We start from the raw sequence: 22,368 nt of genomic DNA, 5'->3' as shown, positions 1-22,368 counted from the left end.
CGACGGCGTGCAACTCCCAGGCCCAGGTGATCGCCTCGCGCTTGAAGTAGTCCCCGAAGCTCCAGTTGCCGAGCATCTCGAAGAACGTGTGGTGGTAGGTGTCGAGGCCTACCTCTTCGAGGTCGTTGTGCTTGCCGGAGACGCGGAGGCACTTCTGGGTGTCGGCCACGCGCGTGTAGGGGCGGCTGCCGGTCCCGAGGAAGACGTCCTTGAAGGGGTTCATCCCCGCGTTGATGAAGAGCAGCGTGGGGTCGTCCTGCGACACGAGCGGCGCGCTGGGGACGATCTCGTGGCCCTTCTGGCGGAAGAAGTCGAGGAAGTCCCTACGAATGTCGGAGGCAGAGCGGATCTGAGACGAGGTATGGGTCGGGGTGCTCATGGGAGCAGCGGGCAAGCGTGTGGACAGGGGAGCGAATAAGCTACGCCGCGCCTCTCGGTGCGCTCCGGCACCGCGCGGGAGATTGGGGGAAAAGGCGCGCGGAACGTCGAGCGCTCGGCGGGATGCAAGCGCCAGACGCGCTGCCCCCGCTTGACACGCCTGGACGGCGGTCAAGCTGTCCCCCTCACGTGTGAGGGGGACAGTTTTGGTTGACTGGGAGCATCGCGACCGTCAACCAAAACGGGGGGAGCCGCCCCACCTCGATCTCGCATGCTCCCAACGACCGCACCCGCCACCACCCTCGATGCACTCGTGGACCTGCTCCGCGACCGGCGCATCGCCGTGCTCGTCGGCGCGGGGCTCTCGACGGACTCGGGCATCCCGGACTACCGAGGTCCCGGCACGCGGCACCGGAAGCGGAGCCCGATCCAGTACGACGACTTCGTGCGGAGCGCTGCTGCCCGGCAGCGCTACTGGGCGCGGGCGAGCCGGGGGTGGCCGCGCGTCGCGCAGGCGCAGCCCAACGCCGGGCACCGCGCGCTGGCACAACTCGACGCGGCGGGCCGCCTCACGGGCACGATCACGCAGAACGTCGACGGCCTCGACCGCGCCGCACGCATGGTGGAAGGCACCGACTCGCATGCCCCCGTCGTAGATCTACACGGGCGGCTGGCGGACGCGGTCTGCCTCGCCTGCCAGCGCGTCTACCCGCGCACCGACGTGCAAGGCTGGATCGCCGAGGTGAATCCGGGCCACCTCGAACCGTTCGACGCCGACCTGCTCGCGCCCGACGGCGACTTCGAGCTAGCCGACGAAGCCGTTGCGCGCTTCGTCCCGCCGACGTGTCCGGTGTGTGACGGCGCGCTCAAACCGGACGTGGTCTTCTTCGGCGAATCGGTCCCGAAACCTCGCGTGGCGCAGGCGCAGGCCCTCGTCGCGGACGCCGACGCGCTGCTCGTCGTCGGGTCGAGCCTCGCGGTCTACAGCGGCTACCGCTTCGTGCGGCAAGCCGACAAGGCGGACACGCCCGTCGCCATCGTCACGCTCGGCGACACGCGCGGGCATCGGCATGCGACCGTCGCCCTGGATGCACCGCTCGGGACGACACTCCCCGCGCTCGCGAACCGACTGCTCGCCTAGCTGCGTGCGTCACACCTGGTCGGCGCGCAGCTTTTCGAGGAGGTGCGAGAGCGTGTGGAGATCGTCCTCCGTGAGGTGCTGCGTGAGGGAAGAAATGCGCGTGTCCACAGGGCCGTCGAGGCGCCCGAGGACCTCCCGGCCTAGGTCAGTGATGCCGACCTCGACGACGCGGCGGTCGTAGTCAGCACGGCGGCGCTTGACGTAGCCGTTCGCCTCCAAGCGGGCGAGGAGGCGCGTCACGTCGGGCGTCCGGTCGAGGAGCCGTTCGCCGATGTAGGCGCACGGGACGCGGTCGGTCTCGGCGCCGCGCAGGATGCGGAGGACGTTGTACTGCGCGTGCGTCAGGCCCTCCTGCTGCATCACGCTCTGCAGCTCGCCCTGGACGTAGCTGTGCGTCACCATGACGTTGAGCAGCGTCTCCAGCGCGGGGGTGCGGAAGTGGGCTTGGTGGATGAGATCGTTGAGCTTCACGGCTGTCGGGCGGCGAGTGAGGGTGGCCCGTTCAGAACGTCCACCTCATCCACAAGTTCAGATCGGTCACGGCTGCGCGATCGCCACGGCGTCGCCTACGGGACGTGGGAGCTGCGTGCGCTGGGCCAACGGGAAGGCCTCCACGACAGCCGCCGTGAGTTCGCCGCCGTCGTAGCCCAGCGGGAAGACGGCGATGCCGCCGAGCTGCTTGCGCTTGACGAAGTCGAACTTCTCGGTGAGACTCACGAGGTCCTCGTACCACCCCTGCCGCCACTGACCCTCGGCGTCACGGTAGGCGTAGAACGGCGAGCCGCTGACGGGGTCGCGGCGCATGCCGAACGCGGCGGCGCGCTGGACGGCCGAGCCCGGGATCTCCGGTACGCGGGCCGAGATCGGTGCATAGGCGACGATCTCGCCAGGGCCGGTCGTGGCGGCTCCGGGTTCGCCGGTGACGGTGGGCCACTCGTAGCCGAAGTAGGGCACCGCCATCACGAGTTGGCGACGCGGGACGCGCAGCTGGTCGTAGCGGTCGAGGACGGCGTGCCAGTTGAGGCGGCCCCAGCCGCGCAGCGCGGAGATAGGCCCGGCGGTGTCGCCGTGCTGGTGGTGGAGGTCGTAGCCCTGCACGACGAGGTAGTCGGCGGCCTCGGCGAGCCCAACCTCGTCGTAGGCGTCGGCGGGGTCGAGGGCGAGCGTGAAGACGGTGACGGTGTAGCCGGTCCCGAGCGTACGGCTGAGGTCGGCGACGAAGCGCGTGTAGGCGTCGCGTGCCTCGGGCGGGACCGGATCGAAGAGCTCGATGTCGAGGTGGACGCCGTCGGCGTTGGCGTCGCGGACGGCGGCGAGGGTGCCCTGGAGCAGCCGCTCGACAGACGCAGGATTCGTGAACAGCTTCGTGAAGACCGCCGCGTCGAAGAGCGTCAGCGACGGCGCGGCCCGGGTGGCGCTGCGGTGCGCCGTCTCGACCATGCGCACGCCGCGGTCCTCCCAGCCGTGCGTATTGGCAAACGTGCCGTTCGCCTCAATGGCAAGCTCGAAGTAGAGCAGCTCGTCGATCGCGTCGAGGCGCGCGTGCTCGTAGGCGTCGCCCATCCAGTAGGGGTGGTAGCCGAGCACGAAGAAGTCGTGCTGCGCGCACGCCGGGAGCGTCAGGACGAGGGCGACGAGGAGGGCAAGGCGGAGCACGAGGCGGGCGGCGGCGAGGCGGAGGTCGGCGGTACCGAGCAAGCGCATGGAAACAGGAGGGAAGCGAGAGAAGCGTTGGTGCCTTCTCGCGCCAAGACCTCGCCGCGCCCCCGCGCGTGCGCTGGACCGTTCCCGCAGCGCAACCGTGCTGCGTTTGTGCACCGTGCTTTGTCATGCCCCTTCACCGTGCCCCTCTGACTGAACGCAGTCACAGGGTCGAGCGTACACAGGTGGATTCGTAACCGTGCCGCTCCCCCCGTCCCTGCGTCGTCTCCGCGTGCGTCTCTGATGAGCCGCCCGCTCCGCTCCTCGGGACTGTCCCCCTCAGGGATGAGGGGGACAGCTTGACCGCCGTCGCAGGCGTGTCAAGCGGGGGGAGCCACCTCACTTCTTCCTCCATGACCGACGCGCTCGCCGAGAAGCTCGCTCACCTCCCCACCCAGCCGGGCGTCTACCAGCACAAAGACGCCGGGGGCACCATCCTCTACGTCGGCAAGGCCAAGAACCTGCGCAACCGCGTCCGGAGCTACTTCCAGGAGTCGCGCCCCCGCGATGCGCGCCTGCGCATCCTCGTCTCCAAAATCGTCGATGTCGAGGTCATCGTCACCGACACCGAGGCCGAGGCGCTCATCCTCGAAAACAACCTCATCAAGCGCCACCAGCCGCGCTACAACGTCAACCTCAAAGACGACAAGACCTACCCCTACATCTGCATCAAGCGCGAGCGCTTCCCGCGCGTCTTTCCCACGCGGACGGTGCGTAAGGACGGCTCGGAGTACTTCGGCCCGTACACCGACGGCAAGGCGCTGAAGCTGATGCTCAAGACGATCAAGGACCTCTTCAAGCTGCGCACGTGCTCGCTGCGGCTCTCGAAGGGCAACGTCGAGGCCGGCAAGTTCGAGCCGTGCCTGGAGTACCACATCCAGAACTGCAAGGGCCCCTGCGTAGGCTACCAGTCCGAGGAGGACTACGACGCCGCCATCGACCAAATCCGGCAACTGCTGAACGGCAAGACGAAGGCGCTCGTGGGCATCGTCAAGGACGAAATGCAGGCCGCCGCCTTGGCAAAGGACTTCGAGCGCGCCGCCGAGCTGCGCGACCGGATGCGGGCGCTCCAGAAGTACGCCGAGAAACAGAAAGTCGTCACCACCGAGGAGGTCGACCGTGACCTCTTCGCGCTCGCCATCGACCGCGAGGACGACGCAGCCGTGGGCGTGCTCTTCAAGGTGCGCGAGGGCAAGATCATCGGCCGCCAGCACAAGATCCTGCGCCGCTTCGAGGGCGTCGAGGACGCCGAGCTGATGCAGCGCTTCGTGGAGGCGCACTACGCCGACGCGACGTTCTTCCCCGACGAGGCCTACCTGTCCCACGACGTGGCCTCGCCCGAGCCCATCGAGGCCGTGTTGCGCGAGGGGCGCGGCAAGAAGGTGCCCCTCAAGACCCCGGCGCGCGGCGAGAAGGCGAGCCTCATGCGGATGGTCGAGGCCAATGCCGACCTGCTGCTCGGCGAGTGGAAGCGGCAGAAGATCGCCCGCGGCGAGGAGCGCATCCCGCGCAGCGTCACCGCCCTCCAGCGCGACCTCGGCCTCAAGAAGCCGCCCCGCCGCATCGAGTGCTTCGACATCTCGCACCTCGGCGGCACGGGCACCGTGGCGAGTTGCGTGGTCTTCGAGGACGGCAAGCCGAAGAAGTCCGACTACCGCACGTACAAGATCCGCTCGGTCCCCGACGGCAAGCCCGACGACTTCCAGAGCATGCGCGAGGCGACGGAGCGGCGCTACAACCGCATGGTGCAGGAAAACGGCCCCTGGCCCGACCTCGTCATCATCGACGGCGGCAAAGGGCAGCTCAGCTCGGTGATGGAGTCGCTGAAGCGCACCGAGGTCGTCGGCCGCTTTGCCATCGTGAGCCTCGCCAAGCGGCTGGAGGAGGTCTACAAGCCTGGGCTGTCGGACCCCGTGATGATCCCGCGCACGTCGAGCAGCCTGCGCCTGCTCCAACGTGCCCGCGACGAGGCGCACCGCTTCGCCGTGACGGCCCAGCGCAAGCAGCGCGCGATCAAGACGCTCCGCACCGAGCTTACCGAGATCGACGGCATCGGCGCGAAGACCGCGCGCAAGCTGCTCTCGACCTTCGGCAGCGTAAAAGGCGTCCAGGCTGCCTCCGAGGACGCCCTCGCCGACGAGGTCGGTCCATCGGCAGCCAGCAAGGTCAGGGCCTATTTCGACACCCCACCGGCTGAGCGCGCGGAGAATGAGGCCTAGCGCCGTATCCTGCGGGCGAGCCACCCTCGAACACTACGCCCGTATCGCTATGCTTCGCCTCGCTGCTCTTACTGTCGCCCTGTTTGCCCTCACGCTGAACGTAGGCTGCGCCGACTCGTTCGTGACGCCGGAAACGCTCGTGCCCGGCGACCTGATCCCGGGGGGCTTGCCGCCTGCGGTGGGCAACACAACCGACAGCTTCGGCTTCGCCGTCACGGCGGACGACCTCGCGTTCGAGCAGGACTACGCCCTCAGCTTCACCGGCGACGCGTCGCAAGTCGGCCTCTCGGTCGTTGGCTACAGCAACGGTACCGCCTCGCTGGAACTGCTCGATGAGGACGGCACAGTGCTCTACGCGCGCAACCTCGCGCAGAATGTGGCCGAGGGGGCGCAGACCGTGGCAGGCCGTCCTGCCAGCGCCGTGCTGCGGTTTGAGGGCTACTCCGGCATCGTCTCGGTCGGCGTCTCAGGGGGCGAGTAGCTGCCTGCGCAGCACGTCGCGCGCCACACTTCCCACTGAAAGTCACGTCCGGGTGCACACCAATGCGCCCGGACGCTCTGGTTTGTAGAGGCGCGGACGTTACGAGGAAACCGTGTAGCGTCGGCGGCTTGCGAAACACGCGGCGGGGTGCTTCATTCTTTCAGTCTTGATTGAAACCTTCATCCCCTCAGCCCCCTGCCCCGGACGATGGAAACGACCGTGAACACCCCGACCGCGCTCGCCCACCCCGACCGTTTCGACCGCCGCCACAACGCCTCCGATGACGCCGCCGTCCAGGCGATGCTCGACGCCATCGGCGTGAACAGCCTGGATGCGCTTGTGGACGCCGCCGTACCCGACGCGATCCGCCTCGGCCGCGCGATGGACCTGCCACCCACACTCTCAGAGCACGCGCTCCTCGGCGAGGCTCAGCGGCTCGCCGACCACAACGAGGTGTTCCGGTCGTACATCGGCATGGGCTACCACGGCACGCTGACGCCGCCGGTCATCCTCCGCAACATGTTCGAGAATCCGGGGTGGTACACGCAGTACACGCCCTACCAGGCCGAGATTGCGCAGGGGCGGCTGGAGGCGCTGCTCAACTACCAGACGATGGTGAGCGACCTCACGGGGCTGGAGATCGCCAACGCGTCGCTGCTGGACGAGGGCACCGCCGCCGCCGAGGCCATGTCGATGTTCTTCGGCCAGCTGCGCGGCAAGCGCTCGACGTTCCTCGTCCACGACCGCTGCCACCCGCAGACCGTCTCTGTGGTGCAGATGCGCGCGGAGCCGCTCGGCATCAACGTGGTCGTCGCCGACCCGGCGGACTTTGACGCCCTGTTGTCTGAAAGGGGGGACGACGTGTTCGGCGTGCTGCTGCAGTATCCCGACACCGACGGGCAGATCCACGACTTCGCGGCGCTCGCGGAGCAGGTCCACGCCCAGAAGGCGTTCGTGGCCGTCGCGACGGACCTCCTCGCGCTCACGCTCATCGAGGCCCCCGGCGTGTGGGGCGCGGACGTGGCGGTGGGCAATAGCCAGCGCTTCGGCGTGCCGATGGGCTACGGCGGCCCGCACGCGGCGTTCTTCGCCTGCACCGACAAGTTCAAGCGCAAGATTCCCGGCCGCCTCATCGGCGTGAGCCGCGACGCCAACGGCGACACCGCGCTGCGGATGACGCTCCAGACGCGCGAGCAGCACATCCGCCGCGAGAAGGCCACCTCCAACATCTGCACGGCGCAGGTGCTCCTGGCCAACATCGCCGGGATGTACGCCGTCTACCATGGCCCCGACGGCCTCCGCGCCATCGCCGAGCATGTCCACCGCGCCACGAAGACGCTCGCCGCTGCGCTCGACCAGTTGGGCATTGAGGTGCTCACGACGGACTATTTCGATACGCTCCGCGTGCGTACCGGCGACGCCACCGCGCGCATCCTCGATCTCGCCGCGACGCAGTTCCGCATCAACCTCCGCGACTTCGGCGACGGTACGCTCGGCGTCGCGCTCGACGAGACGGTAACGCTGGACGACCTCGAAGACCTCGTCAGTCTGCTCCATGCCGGTGGCGAGCGGCAGGTCTTTGCCGCCGACGTGCTCGCAGAGGGCACCTACGCCGGGGCCAAGCCGCGCACGACGGACTACCTCACGCACCCGACGTTCTCGGCCTACCACGCCGAGCACGAGATGCTGCGCTACCTCAAGCGGCTGGAGAACAAGGACCTCTCCCTCGCGCACAGCATGATCCCGCTGGGCTCGTGCACGATGAAGCTCAACGCGACCGCCGAGATGATGCCGGTCACGATGCGCGGCTTCTCCAACCTCCACCCCTTCGCGCCGACTGAGCAGGCACAGGGCTACCACGCGATGATCGACGAGCTGCACGACGCGCTCTGCGAGATCACGGGCTTCGACGCCGTATCGCTGCAGCCTAACTCGGGCGCGATGGGCGAATACACCGGCCTCCTCACGATCCGCGCCTTCCACCTGGCGAACGGCGACGCGCACCGCACGGTCTGCCTCATCCCGTCGAGCGCGCACGGCACCAACCCCGCTTCGGCGGTGATGTGTGGCATGGACGTAGTCGTGGTGCAGTCCGACGAGGACGGCAACGTGGACCTCGACGACCTCCGCGCGAAGGCGGACGCCCACGCCGACAACCTCGCGGCGCTGATGGTGACCTACCCCTCGACGCACGGCGTCTTCGAGCCGACGATCAAGGAGATGAGCGCCATCGTCCACGAGCGCGGCGGGCGCGTCTACATGGACGGGGCGAACATGAACGCGCAGGTCGGCCTCTGCCGCCCGGGCGACTTCGGGATGGACGTGTGCCACCTCAACCTGCACAAGACGTTCGCCATCCCGCACGGCGGCGGCGGCCCCGGCATGGGTCCCATCGGCGTGACGGCGGAGTTGGCTCCGTTCCTCCCCGGCCACCCGGTCATCGCCACGGGCGGCGACCAGGCCATCGGGCCCGTCGCGGCGGCCCCCTACGGCAGCGCCTCGATCCTGCTCATCTCGTGGGCCTACATCCGCATGATGGGCGCCGAGGGCCTGACCGAGGCCACGCGCCGCGCGATCCTGAACGCCAACTACATGGCCAAGCGCCTCGAAGGGCACTACGACGTGCTCTACCGCGGTCCTGGTGGCACGGTCGCGCACGAGTTCATCCTCGACACGCGCCCCTTCGGCGAGGCAGGCATCAGTTCCGAGGACATCGCCAAGCGGCTCATGGACTACGGCTACCACGCCCCGACGATGAGTTGGCCCGTGACCGGCACGCTGATGGTCGAGCCGACCGAGTCGGAGACGAAGGACGAACTCGACCGTTTCTGTGACGCGATGATCGCGATCCGCAGCGAGATCCAGGAGATCGAGCTCGGCGTGGTCGACGCGGAGCAGAGCGCGCTCAAGCACGCCCCGCACACGGCGGCCGTCGTGACGGCGACGGAGTGGGACCGGCCCTACACCCGCGAGCAGGCCGCCTACCCGGCTCCGTGGACCCGCACGGCGAAGTTCTGGCCGACGGTCGGCCGCGTGGACAACGCCTTCGGCGACCGCAACGTGGTCTGCACCTGCCCCCCGATGGAAGCCTACGAGGCGTAGCCTATGCTCCTCAGCCTCGCCCTGACGCTGCTGGCCGCGGCGAGCCCACCCGACTCGCTGGCGGCGATGCACGGTGAGTGGGTCAACGACAGCACGACCGTCATCGAGACGCCACTCCCCGATGACGCGGGCGGCGGCGTTCTCGCGCAGACGATCTACTACCGCTACCTCGTCGTGTCCGACTCGGCGCTGACGGAGACGTCGGTGTGGGAGGACGATCAGGCAGAGGGCTTGCAAGCTGCGACCACCACCACGCGCTACGAGCGCGAGGGCGCGCAGCTTCGCATCGGCGATGTGCTGGTCGACGTGATCGTGGAGGGTGACCGCCTCACTACGAGCACCGCCTACGGCTCGACGATGTACCGGCGTTCGCGGCCGACCACGACGCCCGGCTCGCTCCTCGGCACCTGGGTCGTCTACGTCACCGACGACGCGGGCGTGACCATCGACCTTGCCTTCGTTTTCAGCGAGGACGGCACCCTGCGCGTCGGCTTTGAAGACCCGCGCCCCTTCCGAGCGCTCGGCGACTTCCTCCTGTTTGCCGACGATCAGGACCCGGTGGACCTCCCCACGGGACGCCTCGAACTCTGGGAGGTTGCACGCTACGAGGTCATCGGGCCGGACCGCGTCAACCTCGTCATGCCGACAGGCGAAACGACACCACTCGAACGGCTGCGCCCGCGCGACTAGGCGCTACTCCTCGCGTCCCGCCTCGATGAGTTCGCGGGCGCTCTGGAGCACGGCGTCGGAGAGGTCTTCGCCCGCGAGCAGCTTCGCCACGGCCTCGGCGCGCTCGGCGTCGTCGAGGCGGCGAATCGAGGTGCGCGTGCGCATCGCGCCCTCAGCGTCGGCGTCGATCTCCTTCTCGACGGCGAAGTGCAGGTCGCCGAGCGAGGCCACCTGCGGGAGGTGCGTGATGGCGATGATCTGATGGTAGCGCGCGAGCCGCCGCATCGTCTCGCCCACGCGGCGGGCGATCGTGCCGGAGATGCCGGTGTCGATCTCGTCGAAGACCATGATCGGGAGGCGGTCGCTCTTGGCGAGGATCGTCTTGAGCGCGAGCATCACGCGGCTAACCTCGCCGCCGGAGGCGACTTTCACAAGCGGCTTGGGGTCTTCGCCAGGGTTGGCGGAGATGTAGAACTCGACCACGTCCGCGCCATCGGGGAAGGCGCGCAGGCGCTCGTCGCCGCCGGGCAGCACGATCCAGCCATCGGCGTCCGGCTGCTGGCCGATCCGTACCTCGAAGCGCGCGTGCGGCATCCCGAGCGTGGCGAGCTCGACCTGGATCATCTCCTGCGTGCGCTCGCCGACCTCGTGGCGTTTCACCGTCAGCCGCTGCGCCGCCCGCCCGAGCGACTCCCGCGCGTCGGCGATCTTACCGTCGAGCCGTTGGAGCGCGCCCGCGAAATCGCTCGCGAGCGCGAACGTCTCGCCGATCTCGGCGCGATGCTCCAAGACGGACTCGATGGTGCCGCCGTACTTCCGCTTGAGGTAGTCGAGTTCGCCGAGGCGCTCGCGGATTTCGTCGAGGCGCTCGGGGTTGAACTCGATGCGCGCGTTGTAGTCCTGCAGAAATTGCGTCGCCTCGCCGATGGTGATTTCGGCGCTGCGCACCTCATCAAGCGTGTCGTCGAAGCCGGCATCGATGCGGGCGAGATCCTGGAGTTCGTTGCGCGCGACGACGAGTTGGTCGTAGACGCTGTTTTCGGACTCAAAGAGCAGCGTGTAGAGCTGCGAGGTCGCCTCGTAGAGCCGCTCGGCGTTTTCGAGGACGCGGCGCTCGGCTTCGAGGTCTTCCTGCTCGCCGAGTTGCGGGGCCGTGCGGTCGATCTCCTCGATCTGGAAGGCGAAGAGCTCCTTTTGCTGGGCTAGGGCGGCTTCGCGCTTCCGGAGGCTGTCGCGCTCGCGGGTGAGGTGCTGCACCTCGGCGTAGCGCTTGCGGTACGTCTCCACGAGCCCGCCGAGGCCGCCGAAGTCGTCGAGCAGCGCGCCGTGCGTCTCCGCGTCGAGGAGCGACTGGTGCTCGTGCTGCCCGTGCAGGTCGATGAGGTTGGCGGCGACGTTCTTGAGCACGCCGAGCGTGGCGGGCGTGTCGTTGACGAAGGCGCGGCTGTGGGATGCCGTCACCTCGCGGCGGACGATGAGCAGGCCCCCGTCCATCGGCTCAATCTCGTGCTGATCCAGGAGCGCCGTCATGCGCGCGGAGCCTGCGTCATCGAAGACGCCCTCGATGACGGCCTTCTTCGCGCCGGTGCGGATCGCTTCCAGCGACGCCCGCTCGCCGAGGATGAGCTTGAGCGCCCCGAGCAGGATCGACTTGCCCGCGCCCGTCTCGCCGGTAATGATGTTCAGCCCGCTGTCGAACTCGACTTCGAGCCGGTCGATGATCGCATAGTCGCGGACGCGCAGCGTGCGAAGCATGGCGGGAAGGCAGAAGGGTGAAGGCAGGAGGCCGGCCTGGACGGGCTGATTCGTAGCCGATAGTACGAGCCGGGGCCGTTGTATTCCGCGCGAGACGCCGCGGATCGCGTGGCGGCGAGAAAGTACGCGCGAAGATGCGACTCAGGAACGACGGAGGTGGCCACCGGCGCTCTTGCACGAGGCGGTGCTCGCGATGGTGAGGCCGCTTTGCCTCACGGCAAACGCGTCACCAGGGCGTGTCTCCTATGGGATGCCTGGTCCCATCACCGTCGTCCTCGCGAACGCGGCGACCCACACGATGTACTACACGAGTCGGCCTGCGGCGACCTGCCGCCCCGGATCGACTCCAGGACATCGACTCCAGGACATCGACTCCGGGACGCGGCACGGTAGAGGCGAGGCGCGAACCTAGCTCCGTGCTCAGGCCTTGCCGCGCCAGCGCAGGCTCTGCCGGTTCATCGCCGCTACCACGGGCGTGCCCCCGTCGCGCATGGCCTCGGCGTGGCGGACGGCTTCGGCGAGATGCGCCTCGGAGACGTACTGGTAGGCAGGGCGGCGCTCGACGTGCGCATACCAGGCGTCCTCGAACACGTGGTCGAGCGCGACGCGCATGAAGCAGTGGTCGAGGCGGATCGGCCAGCCCTCGGCGCGGGCCTGCGCGGGCAGCACGTCGCGCATGAGGTGGAGGTAGCGGGCTTCGAGATCGGTACGGGTCACGGGAGTTGGTGGGAAGACGAGGGCAGCGGCAGGGTGTCAAGACGCTTCCTCCGCTCCTCGTTTCCGCGTCCTGTCGTTTCCCAGATCTTCCCTCATCGCCTCCCCCGCCAATGAGGGCTCCGGCCCACTCGACCATGCGCCAGACTGACGCCTTCTTCGCTAGCCTCGACGCCCCAGCCCGCTGGCCGGAGACGCTCGTGCACGCTCGCCTCGTCCTCACCTACACCGAGGCGGCGGTCTGCGCCGGCATACCGGGGGATGTGTTGGAAGACCTGGAGACGTACGCGCCCGCGCTGGAAGCGCTCCTCAACGCAGGATTTCTGGGCCGTCCGCGCGCTGCCACGTCCGGAACTACGGCGGCCACGGCGGCCACGGTGGCCGCTGTGCTCACCGAGGCTGACACGCTGCAGCTCACGCTCTCGACCAGCGGTGCCCACGCCGACGTGCTCGTGCTGGTGCTGCGGCTGCTGCTCGCGCTCCACCAGACGCCCGCCGGGGCCTTCGAGCGGCTCGTCGCCATGCTGGGCAGCGAAGAGGAAGCCCGCGACGTGTTCGGCGGGAAGGACTGCGGCGCCCTCGTCCGCCGCCTTGCCGTCGTGGACGTCACCGGTCAGGCTGGCGCTGCGGAGCACGCCGTGTCGCCCCTGGCGCTTCTTTCTGCCGGGGCTCGTCGTCTCGCCTCCGGTCCGATTGGCGAGCACACCAGCGACGCAACGCACCGCTCCACGGCGTATGGGCTGGTTCAAATTGAACGGCTCGTCGTCACAGGCGCCGCCTTCGAGATCCCGGAGGACTTGGAGGATGCCTTCCTCACGCTCGCCGGACTCGACCTCTTCCTACCGCCGGACGCGGACCCCGACTTCGAGCCGGGCGAGGAGGAGTTTTGGCTCCGCGACGGTGCCCTCGTCGCCGACACGGTGTCGATGGAGGAGGCGCTGTTGGTCGAGTGGATAGCGTGCCTCGCCGGTGCGCCCGCCGAGATGCTACACGTGCGGGTGGAGGCTGAGTAGGTTCGCGATGGAGGGCGAGGCGACACACGCTGCGACACGGCGGAGCGATGGGCTGTAGGTAGGCCGCCGTTCCTCAGCACACGGGGGCTTGGCTCTTCCGATCTTCTCCCACGCCCCCCCATCTCCCACCCCCACTTGCCATGTCCGCTGCCTCCACCAAGTCCGCTTTCGAGGGCCTCGGCACGTTCTACCTCGGCACGCCCGTCGACCCAGCCACGGGCGAGCGGCTCGCGGAGCGCCCCGCCGACGCGCCCGTCCTCTACGACGCCGCCGACCTCACGACGCACGCCGCCATCATCGGCATGACGGGCAGCGGCAAGACCGGCCTCGGCATCGGGCTCATCGAAGAAGCCGCGCTCGACCGCATCCCGGTGATCGCCGTCGACCCGAAGGGCGACCTCGGCAACCTGCTGCTCACGTTCCCGGACCTCGCGCCGGGCGACTTCGCGCCGTGGGTGGACGCGCAGGAGGCGCAGCGCCAGGGTCGCACCACCGACGAGCACGCCGCCGCCACGGCCGACCTCTGGACCAATGGCCTCGCGAAGTGGGGGCAGACGGCGGAGCGCATCCAGCGGCTTCGCGCCACCGCCGACCTCGCGATCTACACGCCCGGCTCGTCGGCGGGCCTGCCGCTCTCGGTGCTCAAGTCGTTCGACCCGCCCAGCGACGCGCTCCGCCCCAATGCAGATCGTTGGGACACCGACTTGTACCGCGAGCGCATCGAGGCCACGGTCTCGGGCGTACTCGCGCTGGCTGGCGTCGAGGCCGACCCGATGCAGGCCCCCGAGCACATCTTCCTCGCCCGCGTCGTCGGCGATGCCTGGGCGGCGGGGCGCAGCCTCACGCTCGCCGACCTGATCCGTGCCCTCCAGGCGCCTCCGTTCGAGCAGCTCGGCGTGCTCGATGTGGACACGTTCTTCCCCGAGCGCGACCGGGGCAAGCTCGCCATGCGCCTCAACGGGCTCCTCGCCTCGCCGGGCTTCGCGGCGTGGGGCGAAGGCGAGCCGCTCGACGTGGCACGGCTGCTCCACAGGCAGGACGGCACCCCGCGCGTCTCGATCTGCTCCATCGCGCACCTCGGCGAGGCGGAGCGGCAGTTCTTCGTCACGAAGCTGCTCACCGAACTCATCGCGTGGATGCGGCAGCAGCCGGGCACGGGCAGCCTGCGCGCGATCCTCTACATGGACGAGGTGTTCGGCTACCTCCCGCCGCAGGGCAACCCGCCCACGAAGCCGCTCTTCCTCACGCTTCTCAAGCAGGCCCGTGCCTACGGCGTCGGGCTCGTCCTCGCCACGCAGAACCCCGTCGACCTCGACTACAAGGCGCTCTCGAACTGTGGGACGTGGTTCGTTGGCCGCCTCCAGACGGAGCGCGACAAGGCGCGGCTGCTCGACGGCCTCGAAGGCGCCACGCCCGGCGGCCTCGACCGTAGCACGATGGACACGCTCCTCTCGGGCCTCGGCAAGCGGCGGTTCCTGCTGCACAACGTCCACGAGTCCGCGCCGCAGGTCTTCGAAACGCGCTGGGTGCTGTCCTACCTCGCCGGGCCGCTCACGCGCACGCAGATCGGGACGCTGATGGAAGGGCGCGTCGAGACGGAGAGCCAGGGCAATGGTGCGGCGGAGCCGGTAGCCGCGCACCAGGCTTCACAGGTGGCAGACCGAAACGAGACGAGCAGCACAGGAGATGGGGGGCGTCCAGCCATACCTGGGGATGTGCCGGAGGTATTCCTTACGACAACGGAAGGGAGCGATGGGACTGGGTTGACCTACGTGCCGATGCTGCTTGCCCACGCCGAAGTACCGTTCGCGCGCAAATCGCTCGACCTCGACCACACGGCGAGCACTGTGCTCCTCGCCGAAGTCGATGGCGACGCGCCGGACTTCGAGAACGCCGAGCCGCTCGCGTCGAAGCCTACCACGGAGACGAGGCCCCACGACGGTACTGCGTTTGCCCCGCTGCCGTCGACGTTCGCCGATGCCGGGTCGTATGCCAAGTGGGAGCGGGCGCTCAAGCGCTGGCTCCAGCACGAGCGTCCGCTGACGCTTTTCCAGCACAAGGGCCTCAAGGCGACTTCGCAGCCGGGCGAGGACGAGCGTGCCTTCCGCGCCCGCCTGGCCGACCTCGCCCGCACCGACCGCGACCGCCGCAAGGCCGATCTCCGCGAGCGGTTTCAGAAGAAGCTCGACGCGCTCGAAACAAAGATGCGCGCCGCTGAGGAGCGCGTCGCCCGGGAAGCGTCGCAGGCGTCGCAGAAGAAGCTCGATACGGTCGTCAACGTCGGTGTGTCGCTGTTGGGCGCGTTCCTCGGGAGCCGCCGCATGAGCCGCACGACGGTCAACAAGATCGGGACCGCCGCCCGCAGCGCCGGACGCATGCGCAAGGAGTCCGACGACGTCGCCCGCGCCGAGAAGAAGCTCGACGATCTCAAGGCGCAGTACGCCGACCTCGACGCGGAGCTGATCCGCGAGCTCGAAATGGTCGACCTCGACGCCCCCGAGATCCAGCCGCTGGAGACGGTCGAGGTGAAGGCGAAGCAGACCGACATGCACGTCGGGACGCTCGCGCTCGCGTGGGTGCCCTACGCCCGCGACGCCGACGGACGACTCCGCCGCGCTTGAATCGTCGCCCGGGCCCGCTACTGCTCGACCAGGCCTACCGCTCGACGTTGTTGATCTCGATCCAGTGGCCGTCGGGGTCCCGGATGTAGACCTGCCGGATGCCGTCGCCGCGCGTGCTGATCGTGGACGCCGCACCCGGCCAATCGAAGTACAGGATGCCCTGCGCGTCGAGGTAATCCGCAAGGGCGTTGATGTCGGGCGTGGCGAGGGCGAGGTGGGTGCCCTTCGGAATGGTCTGCGCGGCGTCGTTCTCGATGAGATGCAGTTGGAGGCCGTCGCCGAGCTCGAACCAGCGGATACCACGCGCGCCGGGCGGCGTCGGGATTTCGGCGAGGCCGAGGGTGCCCGTGTAGAACGCCGCGCTGCGGTCGAGGTCAGCCACCTGAAGCGCCTGGTGCTCGAAGACGAGGCGCGGCACGCCATCCTCGTTCACGGCGGGAGGCTTCCGCTCGACAGACACGCTCACGCAGCCGACGCTGCTGAGCGCAAGAGTTAGGCAGGCGAGACGAACGAGATGGGGCATGGGGCGATGGGCTAGAGAGATAGGGCCGCAAGCTACGCTCCACGTCGCTCCCCATTCACTCGCAGAGCACGTCCCAGAGGGCGTGCATCATCCGGGTCTGCTCGGCGAGGTGGCCGTGCTGCGCCTCGACGTTGACGTAGGGCACGCCCTGCTGCGCGGCCCACACCGAGAGCGAGCCGTCGTCCGTGGCCGTGTTGGCTTGGAGCACCGCGTTGAACCCGGCTTCGGCGAGCGTGTCGAAGAGCGCGCGGTTGGTGACGAAGTAAAAATCGTCGGCGTCGGCTCCGGGGGCGAGGTGAAGCCCGGCGGCGTCCTCGGCGGAGGGGCCGTCGGTGGCGTAGCTCGTGGCGGCGTAGCTGCCCTCGGTGTTGTTGTGCGCGGTCACCACCACAGCGGGTTCGCCATAGAGGGCGAGCAGGCGTTCGGCGAAGCGGCGGACGGCCCGCCGCGCCTCGGGCGTGTCGCGCGAGAGGCTTGCTAGCGAGGCTCCGGCTCCGGCATCGGTGAACACGCGGTTCGGGTCCACCGCAAACGAGTCGGCGGCGAACGAATCGACCTGGCTCTCCTCGCTCTGTGCGTTGCGGAGCGCAAACGCCAGGTTGCGAGTCCCGGTGTGCTGGAGGTCGACGAGCCGGCCGCCGCGCTCGGCAATCACGGCACGCGCGGCCTCAACGCCCGTGTTCTCGTTGTCGTGCAGGACGAGCACGTCCGCGTCGCAGCCTGGCTGCTCGGTGACCACCACACGGACTACACCGGTGCCGATGGGCAGCGTCACGGTGCGCCGACCCTCCTGCGCCAGGAGCGGCGGCGCCGCGGCTGGTAGGAGCACAGCAACCAGGAGGATCGAGGACACAACGGAGCGCAGGGTCGTCACGAGTTGGAGGCGATGGGAGCCGATTCGGGCAGAACGTACGGCACCCACTCGCGGCGCAGCAGGCCGTAGAACGCCGTGTCGCAGACCTCGCCGTTGAGGTACCAGCGCTCGCGCAGCAGCCCCTCGTAGCGGAAGCCTGTGCGTTCGCAGAGCCGGATCGAGGCCACGTTGCGCGGGTCGATGTCAGCCTCGACGCGGCGCAGCCCAAGCGCCTCGAAGCCATAGCGCAGCACCGCGCCCACGCCCTCAGCGGCATAGCCTCGCCCCCAGGCGTCTCGCGCGAGGAGGTAGCCGATCTCCGCTGTTTGGTTGTCAGCGTCGAGGTCGAACAGCCCACACGCGCCAATGAGCGAATCGTCTGCAGCGCGCACCCAGCCCCAACGCAGCCACGTCCCAGCAGCGAGGGCTTCTCGGTCCTGCTCGATGAAGCGAGCGGCCTCGGCGGGGTCCGTCCAGGGCGCCCAACTCCAGTAGCGCATCACCTCAGGGTGCGAGAACAACGCGAAGACCGCGTCGGCGTCGGGCGGAACGAGTGCGCGCAGCACGAGCCGGGGCGTGCGCAGCACAGGCAGGACAGTAGGCAGCGTCATGAGACGGTAGGTGGGTAGCAATTTGGGACTAACAACGTAGGGCTTTTTCGCAAGACGACGCTGGCCCCCACGAGCCGAGTGCGAGAACTTGTGTCGTCCGTCCGCCTACCTCCAGCCGTCATGCCTACCTCCGAGCACCTTGCCTCCCGCCGCACCGACCTGGCGGACGAGCGCACGCAGCTTGCCAACGAACGCACGGCGTTGGCGAACGAACGCACGCGGCTAGCCAGCGAACGCACGCTGCTCGCCTACGCCCGGACAGCCCTTGCGTTGGTGGCCGGCGGGGTGACGCTGCCGAAGCTCTTTCCCGGAAGTCCTGGCATCGCCGCCCTCGGCGTGGTGCTGTTCTCGCTGGGCCTCGTCGTCGCCGTGGTGGGGCTGGTACGCTTTGCCACGCTGGCGCGCCGGATGCGCCAGATGCGAAAGGCCCGTGCGTCTTAGACACGGTAGCATAGACCCCATACTCTTCACCCGTCGCCCTTTACTCCCCCGCGCGGCTGCGGGTACTTTGACGCGCCCTCGCTCTCGCCCTCGCTCTCGCCCTCGCCCTCGCCCACGTTCCGCCTCCCCCGTGCTTCCGCTCGCCCAGCCCGACCTCAGCCCCCTCGAAGAGCGCTATGTCCTCGACGTGCTGCGTTCGGGGCGTCTGGCGATGGGGCCCTACACGGAGCGCTTCGAGGCGGCCATGGCCGATCTCGCGGGGACCCGGCACGCCGTTGCGGTGAGCAGCGGCACCGCGGCGCTGCACCTCATCGTGCGCGGCCTCGGGCTCCAGCCCGGCGACGAGGTCGTCACCACGCCCTACTCGTTCGTGGCGTCGTCGAACGTGTTGCTCTACGAACGGGTCACGCCGTGCTTCGTGGACATTGAGCGGCGCGGCTATGGCATCGACGTGGCGCAAATCGAGGCCGCGATCACTGAGCGCACGCGCGGTGTCCTCGCCGTGGACGTGTTCGGGCAGCCGGCCGACTGGCCCGCGCTCACGGCACTCGCGGAGCGGTACGACCTCGTCCTGATCGACGACGCCTGCGAAGCGCCCGGCGCGACGGTCGGCGGCCAGCGCATCGGCAGCTGGGGCGACGCGGCCGGCTTCGGCTTCTACCCCAACAAGCAACTCACGACCGGCGAGGGCGGCTGCATCACGACCAACAACGACGCGCTCGTGGCGTTCGCGCGCTCCGCCCGCAACCAGGGCCGCGCCGACGACGCCCGCATGGAGCACGTCCGCCTCGGCTTCAACTACCGCCTCGACGAGCTCTCGGCCGCCGTCGGCCTCGCGCAGGTCGAGCGCGCACCGGACCTGCTCGCCGCCCGCGCCCGTGTGGCCGCGCTCTACGCCGACGCCCTGGCTAGCCAACCCCGCCTTCGCACCCCGACGACCGTGCGCGGCGCGCGGAGTTGGTTCGTCTACGTGGTCGAGCTTGCTGCGGACGACCTCGACGATGCCGTGGCATCCGAAGCACGCGATGCGCTCATGGCCCGCCTCCGCGCCGACGGCATCGGCTGCGCGCCCTACTTCCCGACGATCCACCTGCAGCCGCTCTACCGCGAGCGGTTCGGCTTCGCGCCGGGCGTGTTTCCCGTCGCCGAGGCGGTGGCCTCCCGCACGCTCGCCTTACCGTTCACCACGCGCATGACCGAGGACGACGTGGCGCAGGTAGCCGATGGGCTCGCCCGGCACCTCCCGGCCGTCCTCGACGCCACGCTCGTCGTATGACTACAGGGGCGGCATGAGTGCGGGTTGGACCGACCGGATGCAGCGCGTCCGTGACCTCGCGCTCGTGGTGCCCGCACTCGTGGTGGGCGCTCCGCTTGGGCTGGCGCTCGCAGCCGCCGTGAAGGTCGAAGACGGCGGCCCGGTGTTCTTTCGCCAGACCCGCCCCGGCCGCGACGGCGCGCCGTTTTCGATCCTCAAGTTTCGCTCGCTGGGCACCCACCCGCACGACCCGAACCGCCCCGACCTCGTCGCCACGCGCGTCGGCGGCTGGATGCGGCGCTGGGGCATAGACGAGTTGCCGCAGCTCTGGAACGTGCTGCGCGGCGAGATGAGCCTCGTTGGGCCGCGCCCGGTGCTCTTCGGCGAGATCGCGCACTACGACGCTGAGCAGCGACTCCGCCTCGCCGTCCGGCCGGGCCTCACCGGCTGGGCACAGATCCACGGCCGCAACGCGCTCACCTGGCAGGAGCGCACCGTCCTCGACGTGTGGTACGTCCGCCACCGCTCGCTCTGGCTCGACGCGCGCATCCTGCTGCGCACCCCGCTCGCGCTGCTCCGCGGCGAGGGCGTCTACGGCCCCGGCAACCAGGATCTTTTTGATTGACGATTTGCGATTTAAGATTGCCCAATGGCTTCCTCAACAACTCCAACATCCAACATCGGACACCGCAAATCGAACATCCTTTGTCTCTACCAGCACTACAGCACCCCCGACGCGGCGGCGCACGGGCGGCTCTACACGATGCTGGACGCCTGGCAGGACCGAATTACGACGGACCTCGTCACGTCGCGGCTATGGCTCGACCGGCGGCTGACGAGCGCGTTTCCCGACGCCCCTGCGAGTACGCGGCTGCACGCGCTCGACGTGCCCTACGACAACGCGATGGGCGCGGCGCGGCGCATCCCGGCCTACCTCCGCTTCGCCTGGCAGGCCGAGCGCCTCGCCCGCCGTCTGCCGAAACCGGACCTCGTCTACGGTATCTCGACACCGCTGACGGTCGGCTGGGCGGCGCTGCGGGTGGCGCGGCACTTCGGCGTACCGTTCGTCTTCGAGGTGCGCGACCTCTGGCCCGACTTTCCCGTCGAGATGGGCGCGCTGCCCCCCCTTCTGGAGAAGCCGCTTGCACGGCCGCTCTACGCGCTCGAACGGCGGCTCTACCGCGAGGCCGCGCACGTCGTCGGCGTCTCGCCCGACATGACCGCGCACGTCCGTAGCATCGTCCCTGAGGCGCGCGCCACGACGGTGCTGCAGGGCACCGACCTCCACCTGCTCGACGCGATCACTGCGCAGGAGGTCGAGCGGCTGCGGCACGAGCACCGCCTCGGCGACCGACGTGTCGCCCTCTACGCGGGCACGCTGGGCCGCGCCAACGCGATTCCGGCGACGCTCGCTGCGCTCCAGCACCTCGCCCACCGCGGCGACCTCGTTTTTTGCTTTATGGGCACGGGCTTCCACGCCGAGACGATCCAGGCACAAGCCGAGCGGCAACCCAACATCCGACTGCTCTCGCCCGAGGCCAGGCACCGTGCACTTGCCTATTTCAAGCTCGCCGACCTCACGCTGGTCCCCTTCCTCGACCTGCCCGTGCTCAGCACGAACGCGCCGGCGAAGCTCTTCGACAGCCTCGCCGCCGGGACTCCGGTCGTCGTGACGAACGCGGGCTGGACGAAGCGCCTCGTGGAGACCGAGCGCTGCGGCTGGCACGTCTCCCTCGCCGATCCCACCTCCTTCGCTGTACGCCTCGAAGCGCTCTTAGACGACGCCACTACCCTGCACGATGCTGGACAGCGCGGCGAAGCCTACGCCCGCGCGCACTTCGACCGCCGAGCACTTGCCGACGACATGGCCGCGCTGTTCGACGAGGTCACCCGGTCGTGACGGGCGTAGCGTCGAGCGTGGCGGGGTCGCGGCGGCGGGTGAAGACGAAGAGGCCGATCACGCCTAAGACGAACAGCGCCATCGCGATGAGCTGCGACTGCGAGAAGATGCCCGCGTTGACCGGGTTGATGCGGATGAACTCGATCAGGAAGCGCTCGACTGCGTTGAAGACGAGGTAGAGCGAGAAGAGCCAGCCCGCCTTGAACGGGTGCGTGCGCAGCGCCCAGAGCACGGCGAAGAGCACCACGCCCATCGCAAACTCGTAGAGCATGGTCGGGTAGACGCCGTCGGCGCCCTCGACGCAGGTACCGCCCCGGTCCACGACGAACTGCGTCGGGTCCACGCCGAGGTAGTTGTTGGGGAACGTCTCGCTCCAGAGCCAATCCGGCAAGAACGCGGGCTTGTCTTCGAGCCGGGAGCACGTGCCCCAGTCGCCGTCGCCGGCGAGGTAGCAGCCGATGCGGCCGATGCCATAGGCGAGGATCAGGCCCGGCGCGGCGGCATCGGCCCACTGGAAGAACGGCTGGCCCTTGCGACGGAGGTAGTAGGCCATGCCCAGCGTGGCGCAGATCAGCCCGCCATAGAACGTCAGCCCCGACGAACTGAAGAGCATCTCGGCGGGGTTCTGGACGAACTCCTCCCAGTAGTCGATCAGGTGGAAGAGCTTGGACCCGGCGATGCCAAACGCCGCGGCGAGCACCATCAAGATGAGCACGAGGGTTGCCGGGCTGACGTCGCGGGTGACGGTGCGGCCCTTCTTGTTCTTCTCCGAGATCGTCGTTGCCGGAAGCCGGCCGGCCGCATAGAGCCGTTCCACTTCGCGCCGCGTCAACTCAGTCGCCACGAGGATGGCTACGGCAACCATCAACCCGAACGAGTAGAGCGGGATGGGAAACTCGAACCCGAAGAGGTCCTGCGTGAGGTCGCTGATGCGAGGATACATGGGGAAGAGGCTGTCAGCTGTAGGCTATCGGCTGTCCACCGACAGCTC

20 protein-coding genes are annotated in these 22,368 nt (G+C 68.9%); 11 read left to right on the top strand and 9 right to left on the bottom strand.

The window, feature by feature from the left end; all coding sequences use genetic code 11:
• Positions 1–379, bottom strand: a 379-nt coding sequence (locus tag AAFU51_14195; GenBank protein ID MEO1572401.1) for an alanine--tRNA ligase-related protein, incomplete at its 3' end; no start/stop codon positions are given.
• A gap of 270 nt (positions 380–649) precedes the next feature.
• Here AAFU51_14195 and AAFU51_14190 point away from each other — a divergent pair.
• Positions 650–1,519: an NAD-dependent protein deacetylase gene (locus AAFU51_14190; protein ID MEO1572400.1), complete on the top strand. Its 870-nt coding sequence runs from the start codon at positions 650–652 to the stop codon at positions 1,517–1,519.
• A gap of 9 nt (positions 1,520–1,528) precedes the next feature.
• Here AAFU51_14190 and AAFU51_14185 read toward each other — a convergent pair whose 3' ends face one another.
• Both AAFU51_14185 and AAFU51_14180 read right to left on the bottom strand, forming a co-directional pair.
• Positions 1,529–1,990 (bottom strand): MarR family transcriptional regulator, encoded by a 462-nt coding sequence (locus AAFU51_14185; GenBank protein ID MEO1572399.1) that lies wholly within the window; start codon positions 1,988–1,990, stop codon positions 1,529–1,531.
• Positions 1,991–2,056: 66 nt separating this feature from the next.
• A complete protein-coding gene (locus tag AAFU51_14180; GenBank protein MEO1572398.1) occupies positions 2,057–3,223 on the bottom strand; it encodes a glycosyl hydrolase family 18 protein in 1,167 nt (388 codons plus the stop codon).
• A gap of 350 nt (positions 3,224–3,573) precedes the next feature.
• Here AAFU51_14180 and uvrC point away from each other — a divergent pair, with 350 nt between their 5' ends.
• The 4 genes from uvrC to AAFU51_14160 all read left to right on the top strand — a co-directional run bounded on the left by uvrC (position 3,574) and on the right by AAFU51_14160 (position 9,712).
• Positions 3,574–5,439: an excinuclease ABC subunit UvrC gene (uvrC, locus tag AAFU51_14175; GenBank protein ID MEO1572397.1), complete on the top strand. Its 1,866-nt coding sequence runs from the start codon at positions 3,574–3,576 to the stop codon at positions 5,437–5,439.
• Between the two features lie 49 nt (positions 5,440–5,488).
• Positions 5,489–5,920: a hypothetical protein gene (locus AAFU51_14170; GenBank protein MEO1572396.1), complete on the top strand. Its 432-nt coding sequence runs from the start codon at positions 5,489–5,491 to the stop codon at positions 5,918–5,920.
• 219 nt (positions 5,921–6,139) lie between these two features.
• Positions 6,140–9,022 (top strand): aminomethyl-transferring glycine dehydrogenase, encoded by a 2,883-nt coding sequence (gene gcvP, locus AAFU51_14165; protein ID MEO1572395.1) that lies wholly within the window; start codon positions 6,140–6,142, stop codon positions 9,020–9,022.
• Positions 9,023–9,025: 3 nt separating this feature from the next.
• Positions 9,026–9,712 carry a hypothetical protein gene (locus tag AAFU51_14160; GenBank protein ID MEO1572394.1) on the top strand — a complete coding sequence of 229 codons (687 nt, stop codon included), beginning with the start codon at positions 9,026–9,028 and terminating at the stop codon, positions 9,710–9,712.
• Positions 9,713–9,715: 3 nt separating this feature from the next.
• On the opposite strand, the gene recN is transcribed toward AAFU51_14160, so the two are convergent.
• Positions 9,716–11,446, bottom strand: a complete 1,731-nt coding sequence (gene recN, locus AAFU51_14155) for a DNA repair protein RecN (protein MEO1572393.1) — start codon at positions 11,444–11,446, stop codon at positions 9,716–9,718.
• 420 nt (positions 11,447–11,866) lie between these two features.
• On the bottom strand, positions 11,867–12,163 hold the full coding sequence (locus tag AAFU51_14150; GenBank protein MEO1572392.1) for a hypothetical protein: 297 nt from the start codon (positions 12,161–12,163) through the stop codon (positions 11,867–11,869).
• 134 nt (positions 12,164–12,297) lie between these two features.
• Between AAFU51_14150 and AAFU51_14145 the strand changes: the two genes are divergently transcribed.
• Together AAFU51_14145 and AAFU51_14140 are read left to right on the top strand one after the other, a co-directional pair.
• Entirely contained in the window at positions 12,298–13,173 is an 876-nt protein-coding gene (locus tag AAFU51_14145) for a hypothetical protein (GenBank protein ID MEO1572391.1), read from the top strand.
• A 140-nt stretch (positions 13,174–13,313) separates the two neighbouring features.
• A complete protein-coding gene (locus tag AAFU51_14140) occupies positions 13,314–15,794 on the top strand; it encodes a DUF87 domain-containing protein (GenBank protein MEO1572390.1) in 2,481 nt (826 codons plus the stop codon).
• A gap of 34 nt (positions 15,795–15,828) precedes the next feature.
• On the opposite strand, the gene AAFU51_14135 is transcribed toward AAFU51_14140, so the two are convergent.
• Genes AAFU51_14135 through AAFU51_14125 form a run of 3 tightly spaced genes read right to left on the bottom strand, consistent with a single transcriptional unit; the run spans position 15,829 to position 17,781 of the window.
• Positions 15,829–16,317 carry a VOC family protein gene (locus tag AAFU51_14135; protein ID MEO1572389.1) on the bottom strand — a complete coding sequence of 163 codons (489 nt, stop codon included), beginning with the start codon at positions 16,315–16,317 and terminating at the stop codon, positions 15,829–15,831.
• Positions 16,318–16,372: 55 nt separating this feature from the next.
• Positions 16,373–17,170, bottom strand: a complete 798-nt coding sequence (locus AAFU51_14130) for a hypothetical protein (protein MEO1572388.1) — start codon at positions 17,168–17,170, stop codon at positions 16,373–16,375.
• Positions 17,171–17,187: 17 nt separating this feature from the next.
• Positions 17,188–17,781 (bottom strand): GNAT family protein, encoded by a 594-nt coding sequence (locus AAFU51_14125; protein MEO1572387.1) that lies wholly within the window; start codon positions 17,779–17,781, stop codon positions 17,188–17,190.
• 120 nt (positions 17,782–17,901) lie between these two features.
• On the opposite strand from AAFU51_14125, the gene AAFU51_14120 reads away from it, so the two are divergent.
• The 4 genes from AAFU51_14120 (at position 17,902) to AAFU51_14105 (ending at position 21,377) form a co-directional block, all read left to right on the top strand.
• The gene (locus AAFU51_14120) at positions 17,902–18,222 is read left to right on the top strand and encodes a DUF202 domain-containing protein (protein ID MEO1572386.1); all 321 of its coding nucleotides are present in this window, start codon (positions 17,902–17,904) and stop codon (positions 18,220–18,222) included.
• A gap of 130 nt (positions 18,223–18,352) precedes the next feature.
• Positions 18,353–19,498, top strand: a complete 1,146-nt coding sequence (locus AAFU51_14115) for a DegT/DnrJ/EryC1/StrS family aminotransferase (protein MEO1572385.1) — start codon at positions 18,353–18,355, stop codon at positions 19,496–19,498.
• A gap of 13 nt (positions 19,499–19,511) precedes the next feature.
• Positions 19,512–20,102 (top strand): sugar transferase, encoded by a 591-nt coding sequence (locus AAFU51_14110; protein ID MEO1572384.1) that lies wholly within the window; start codon positions 19,512–19,514, stop codon positions 20,100–20,102.
• 24 nt (positions 20,103–20,126) lie between these two features.
• Complete coding sequence (locus tag AAFU51_14105) at positions 20,127–21,377, top strand: glycosyltransferase family 4 protein (GenBank protein MEO1572383.1); 1,251 nt, start codon at positions 20,127–20,129, stop codon at positions 21,375–21,377.
• On the opposite strand, the gene AAFU51_14100 is transcribed toward AAFU51_14105, so the two are convergent.
• The gene (locus AAFU51_14100; protein ID MEO1572382.1) at positions 21,364–22,320 is read right to left on the bottom strand and encodes a prolipoprotein diacylglyceryl transferase; all 957 of its coding nucleotides are present in this window, start codon (positions 22,318–22,320) and stop codon (positions 21,364–21,366) included. The two genes, AAFU51_14105 and AAFU51_14100, sit on opposite strands and share 14 nt — an antisense overlap.
• Positions 22,321–22,368: the final 48 nt, after the last annotated feature.

Source organism: Bacteroidota bacterium, assembly GCA_039821555.1.
Taxonomy (GTDB): domain Bacteria; phylum Bacteroidota; class Rhodothermia; order Rhodothermales; family Rubricoccaceae; genus JBCBEX01.
Note: the sequence above shows the minus strand (reverse complement) of the source record. Positions and strands in the feature narration are given on the sequence as shown.

Coding starts and splice junctions, on each gene's coding strand:
- AAFU51_14190 (MEO1572400.1), top strand. CDS start 650: ATGCTCCCAACGACCGCACCCGCCACCACCCTCGATGCACTCGTGGAC.
- AAFU51_14180 (MEO1572398.1), bottom strand. CDS start 3,223: ATGCGCTTGCTCGGTACCGCCGACCTCCGCCTCGCCGCCGCCCGCCTC.
- uvrC (MEO1572397.1), top strand. CDS start 3,574: ATGACCGACGCGCTCGCCGAGAAGCTCGCTCACCTCCCCACCCAGCCG.
- AAFU51_14170 (MEO1572396.1), top strand. CDS start 5,489: ATGCTTCGCCTCGCTGCTCTTACTGTCGCCCTGTTTGCCCTCACGCTG.
- AAFU51_14160 (MEO1572394.1), top strand. CDS start 9,026: ATGCTCCTCAGCCTCGCCCTGACGCTGCTGGCCGCGGCGAGCCCACCC.
- recN (MEO1572393.1), bottom strand. CDS start 11,446: ATGCTTCGCACGCTGCGCGTCCGCGACTATGCGATCATCGACCGGCTC.
- AAFU51_14145 (MEO1572391.1), top strand. CDS start 12,298: ATGCGCCAGACTGACGCCTTCTTCGCTAGCCTCGACGCCCCAGCCCGC.
- AAFU51_14140 (MEO1572390.1), top strand. CDS start 13,314: ATGTCCGCTGCCTCCACCAAGTCCGCTTTCGAGGGCCTCGGCACGTTC.
- AAFU51_14135 (MEO1572389.1), bottom strand. CDS start 16,317: ATGCCCCATCTCGTTCGTCTCGCCTGCCTAACTCTTGCGCTCAGCAGC.
- AAFU51_14125 (MEO1572387.1), bottom strand. CDS start 17,781: ATGACGCTGCCTACTGTCCTGCCTGTGCTGCGCACGCCCCGGCTCGTG.
- AAFU51_14120 (MEO1572386.1), top strand. CDS start 17,902: ATGCCTACCTCCGAGCACCTTGCCTCCCGCCGCACCGACCTGGCGGAC.
- AAFU51_14110 (MEO1572384.1), top strand. CDS start 19,512: ATGAGTGCGGGTTGGACCGACCGGATGCAGCGCGTCCGTGACCTCGCG.
- AAFU51_14105 (MEO1572383.1), top strand. CDS start 20,127: ATGGCTTCCTCAACAACTCCAACATCCAACATCGGACACCGCAAATCG.
- AAFU51_14100 (MEO1572382.1), bottom strand. CDS start 22,320: ATGTATCCTCGCATCAGCGACCTCACGCAGGACCTCTTCGGGTTCGAG.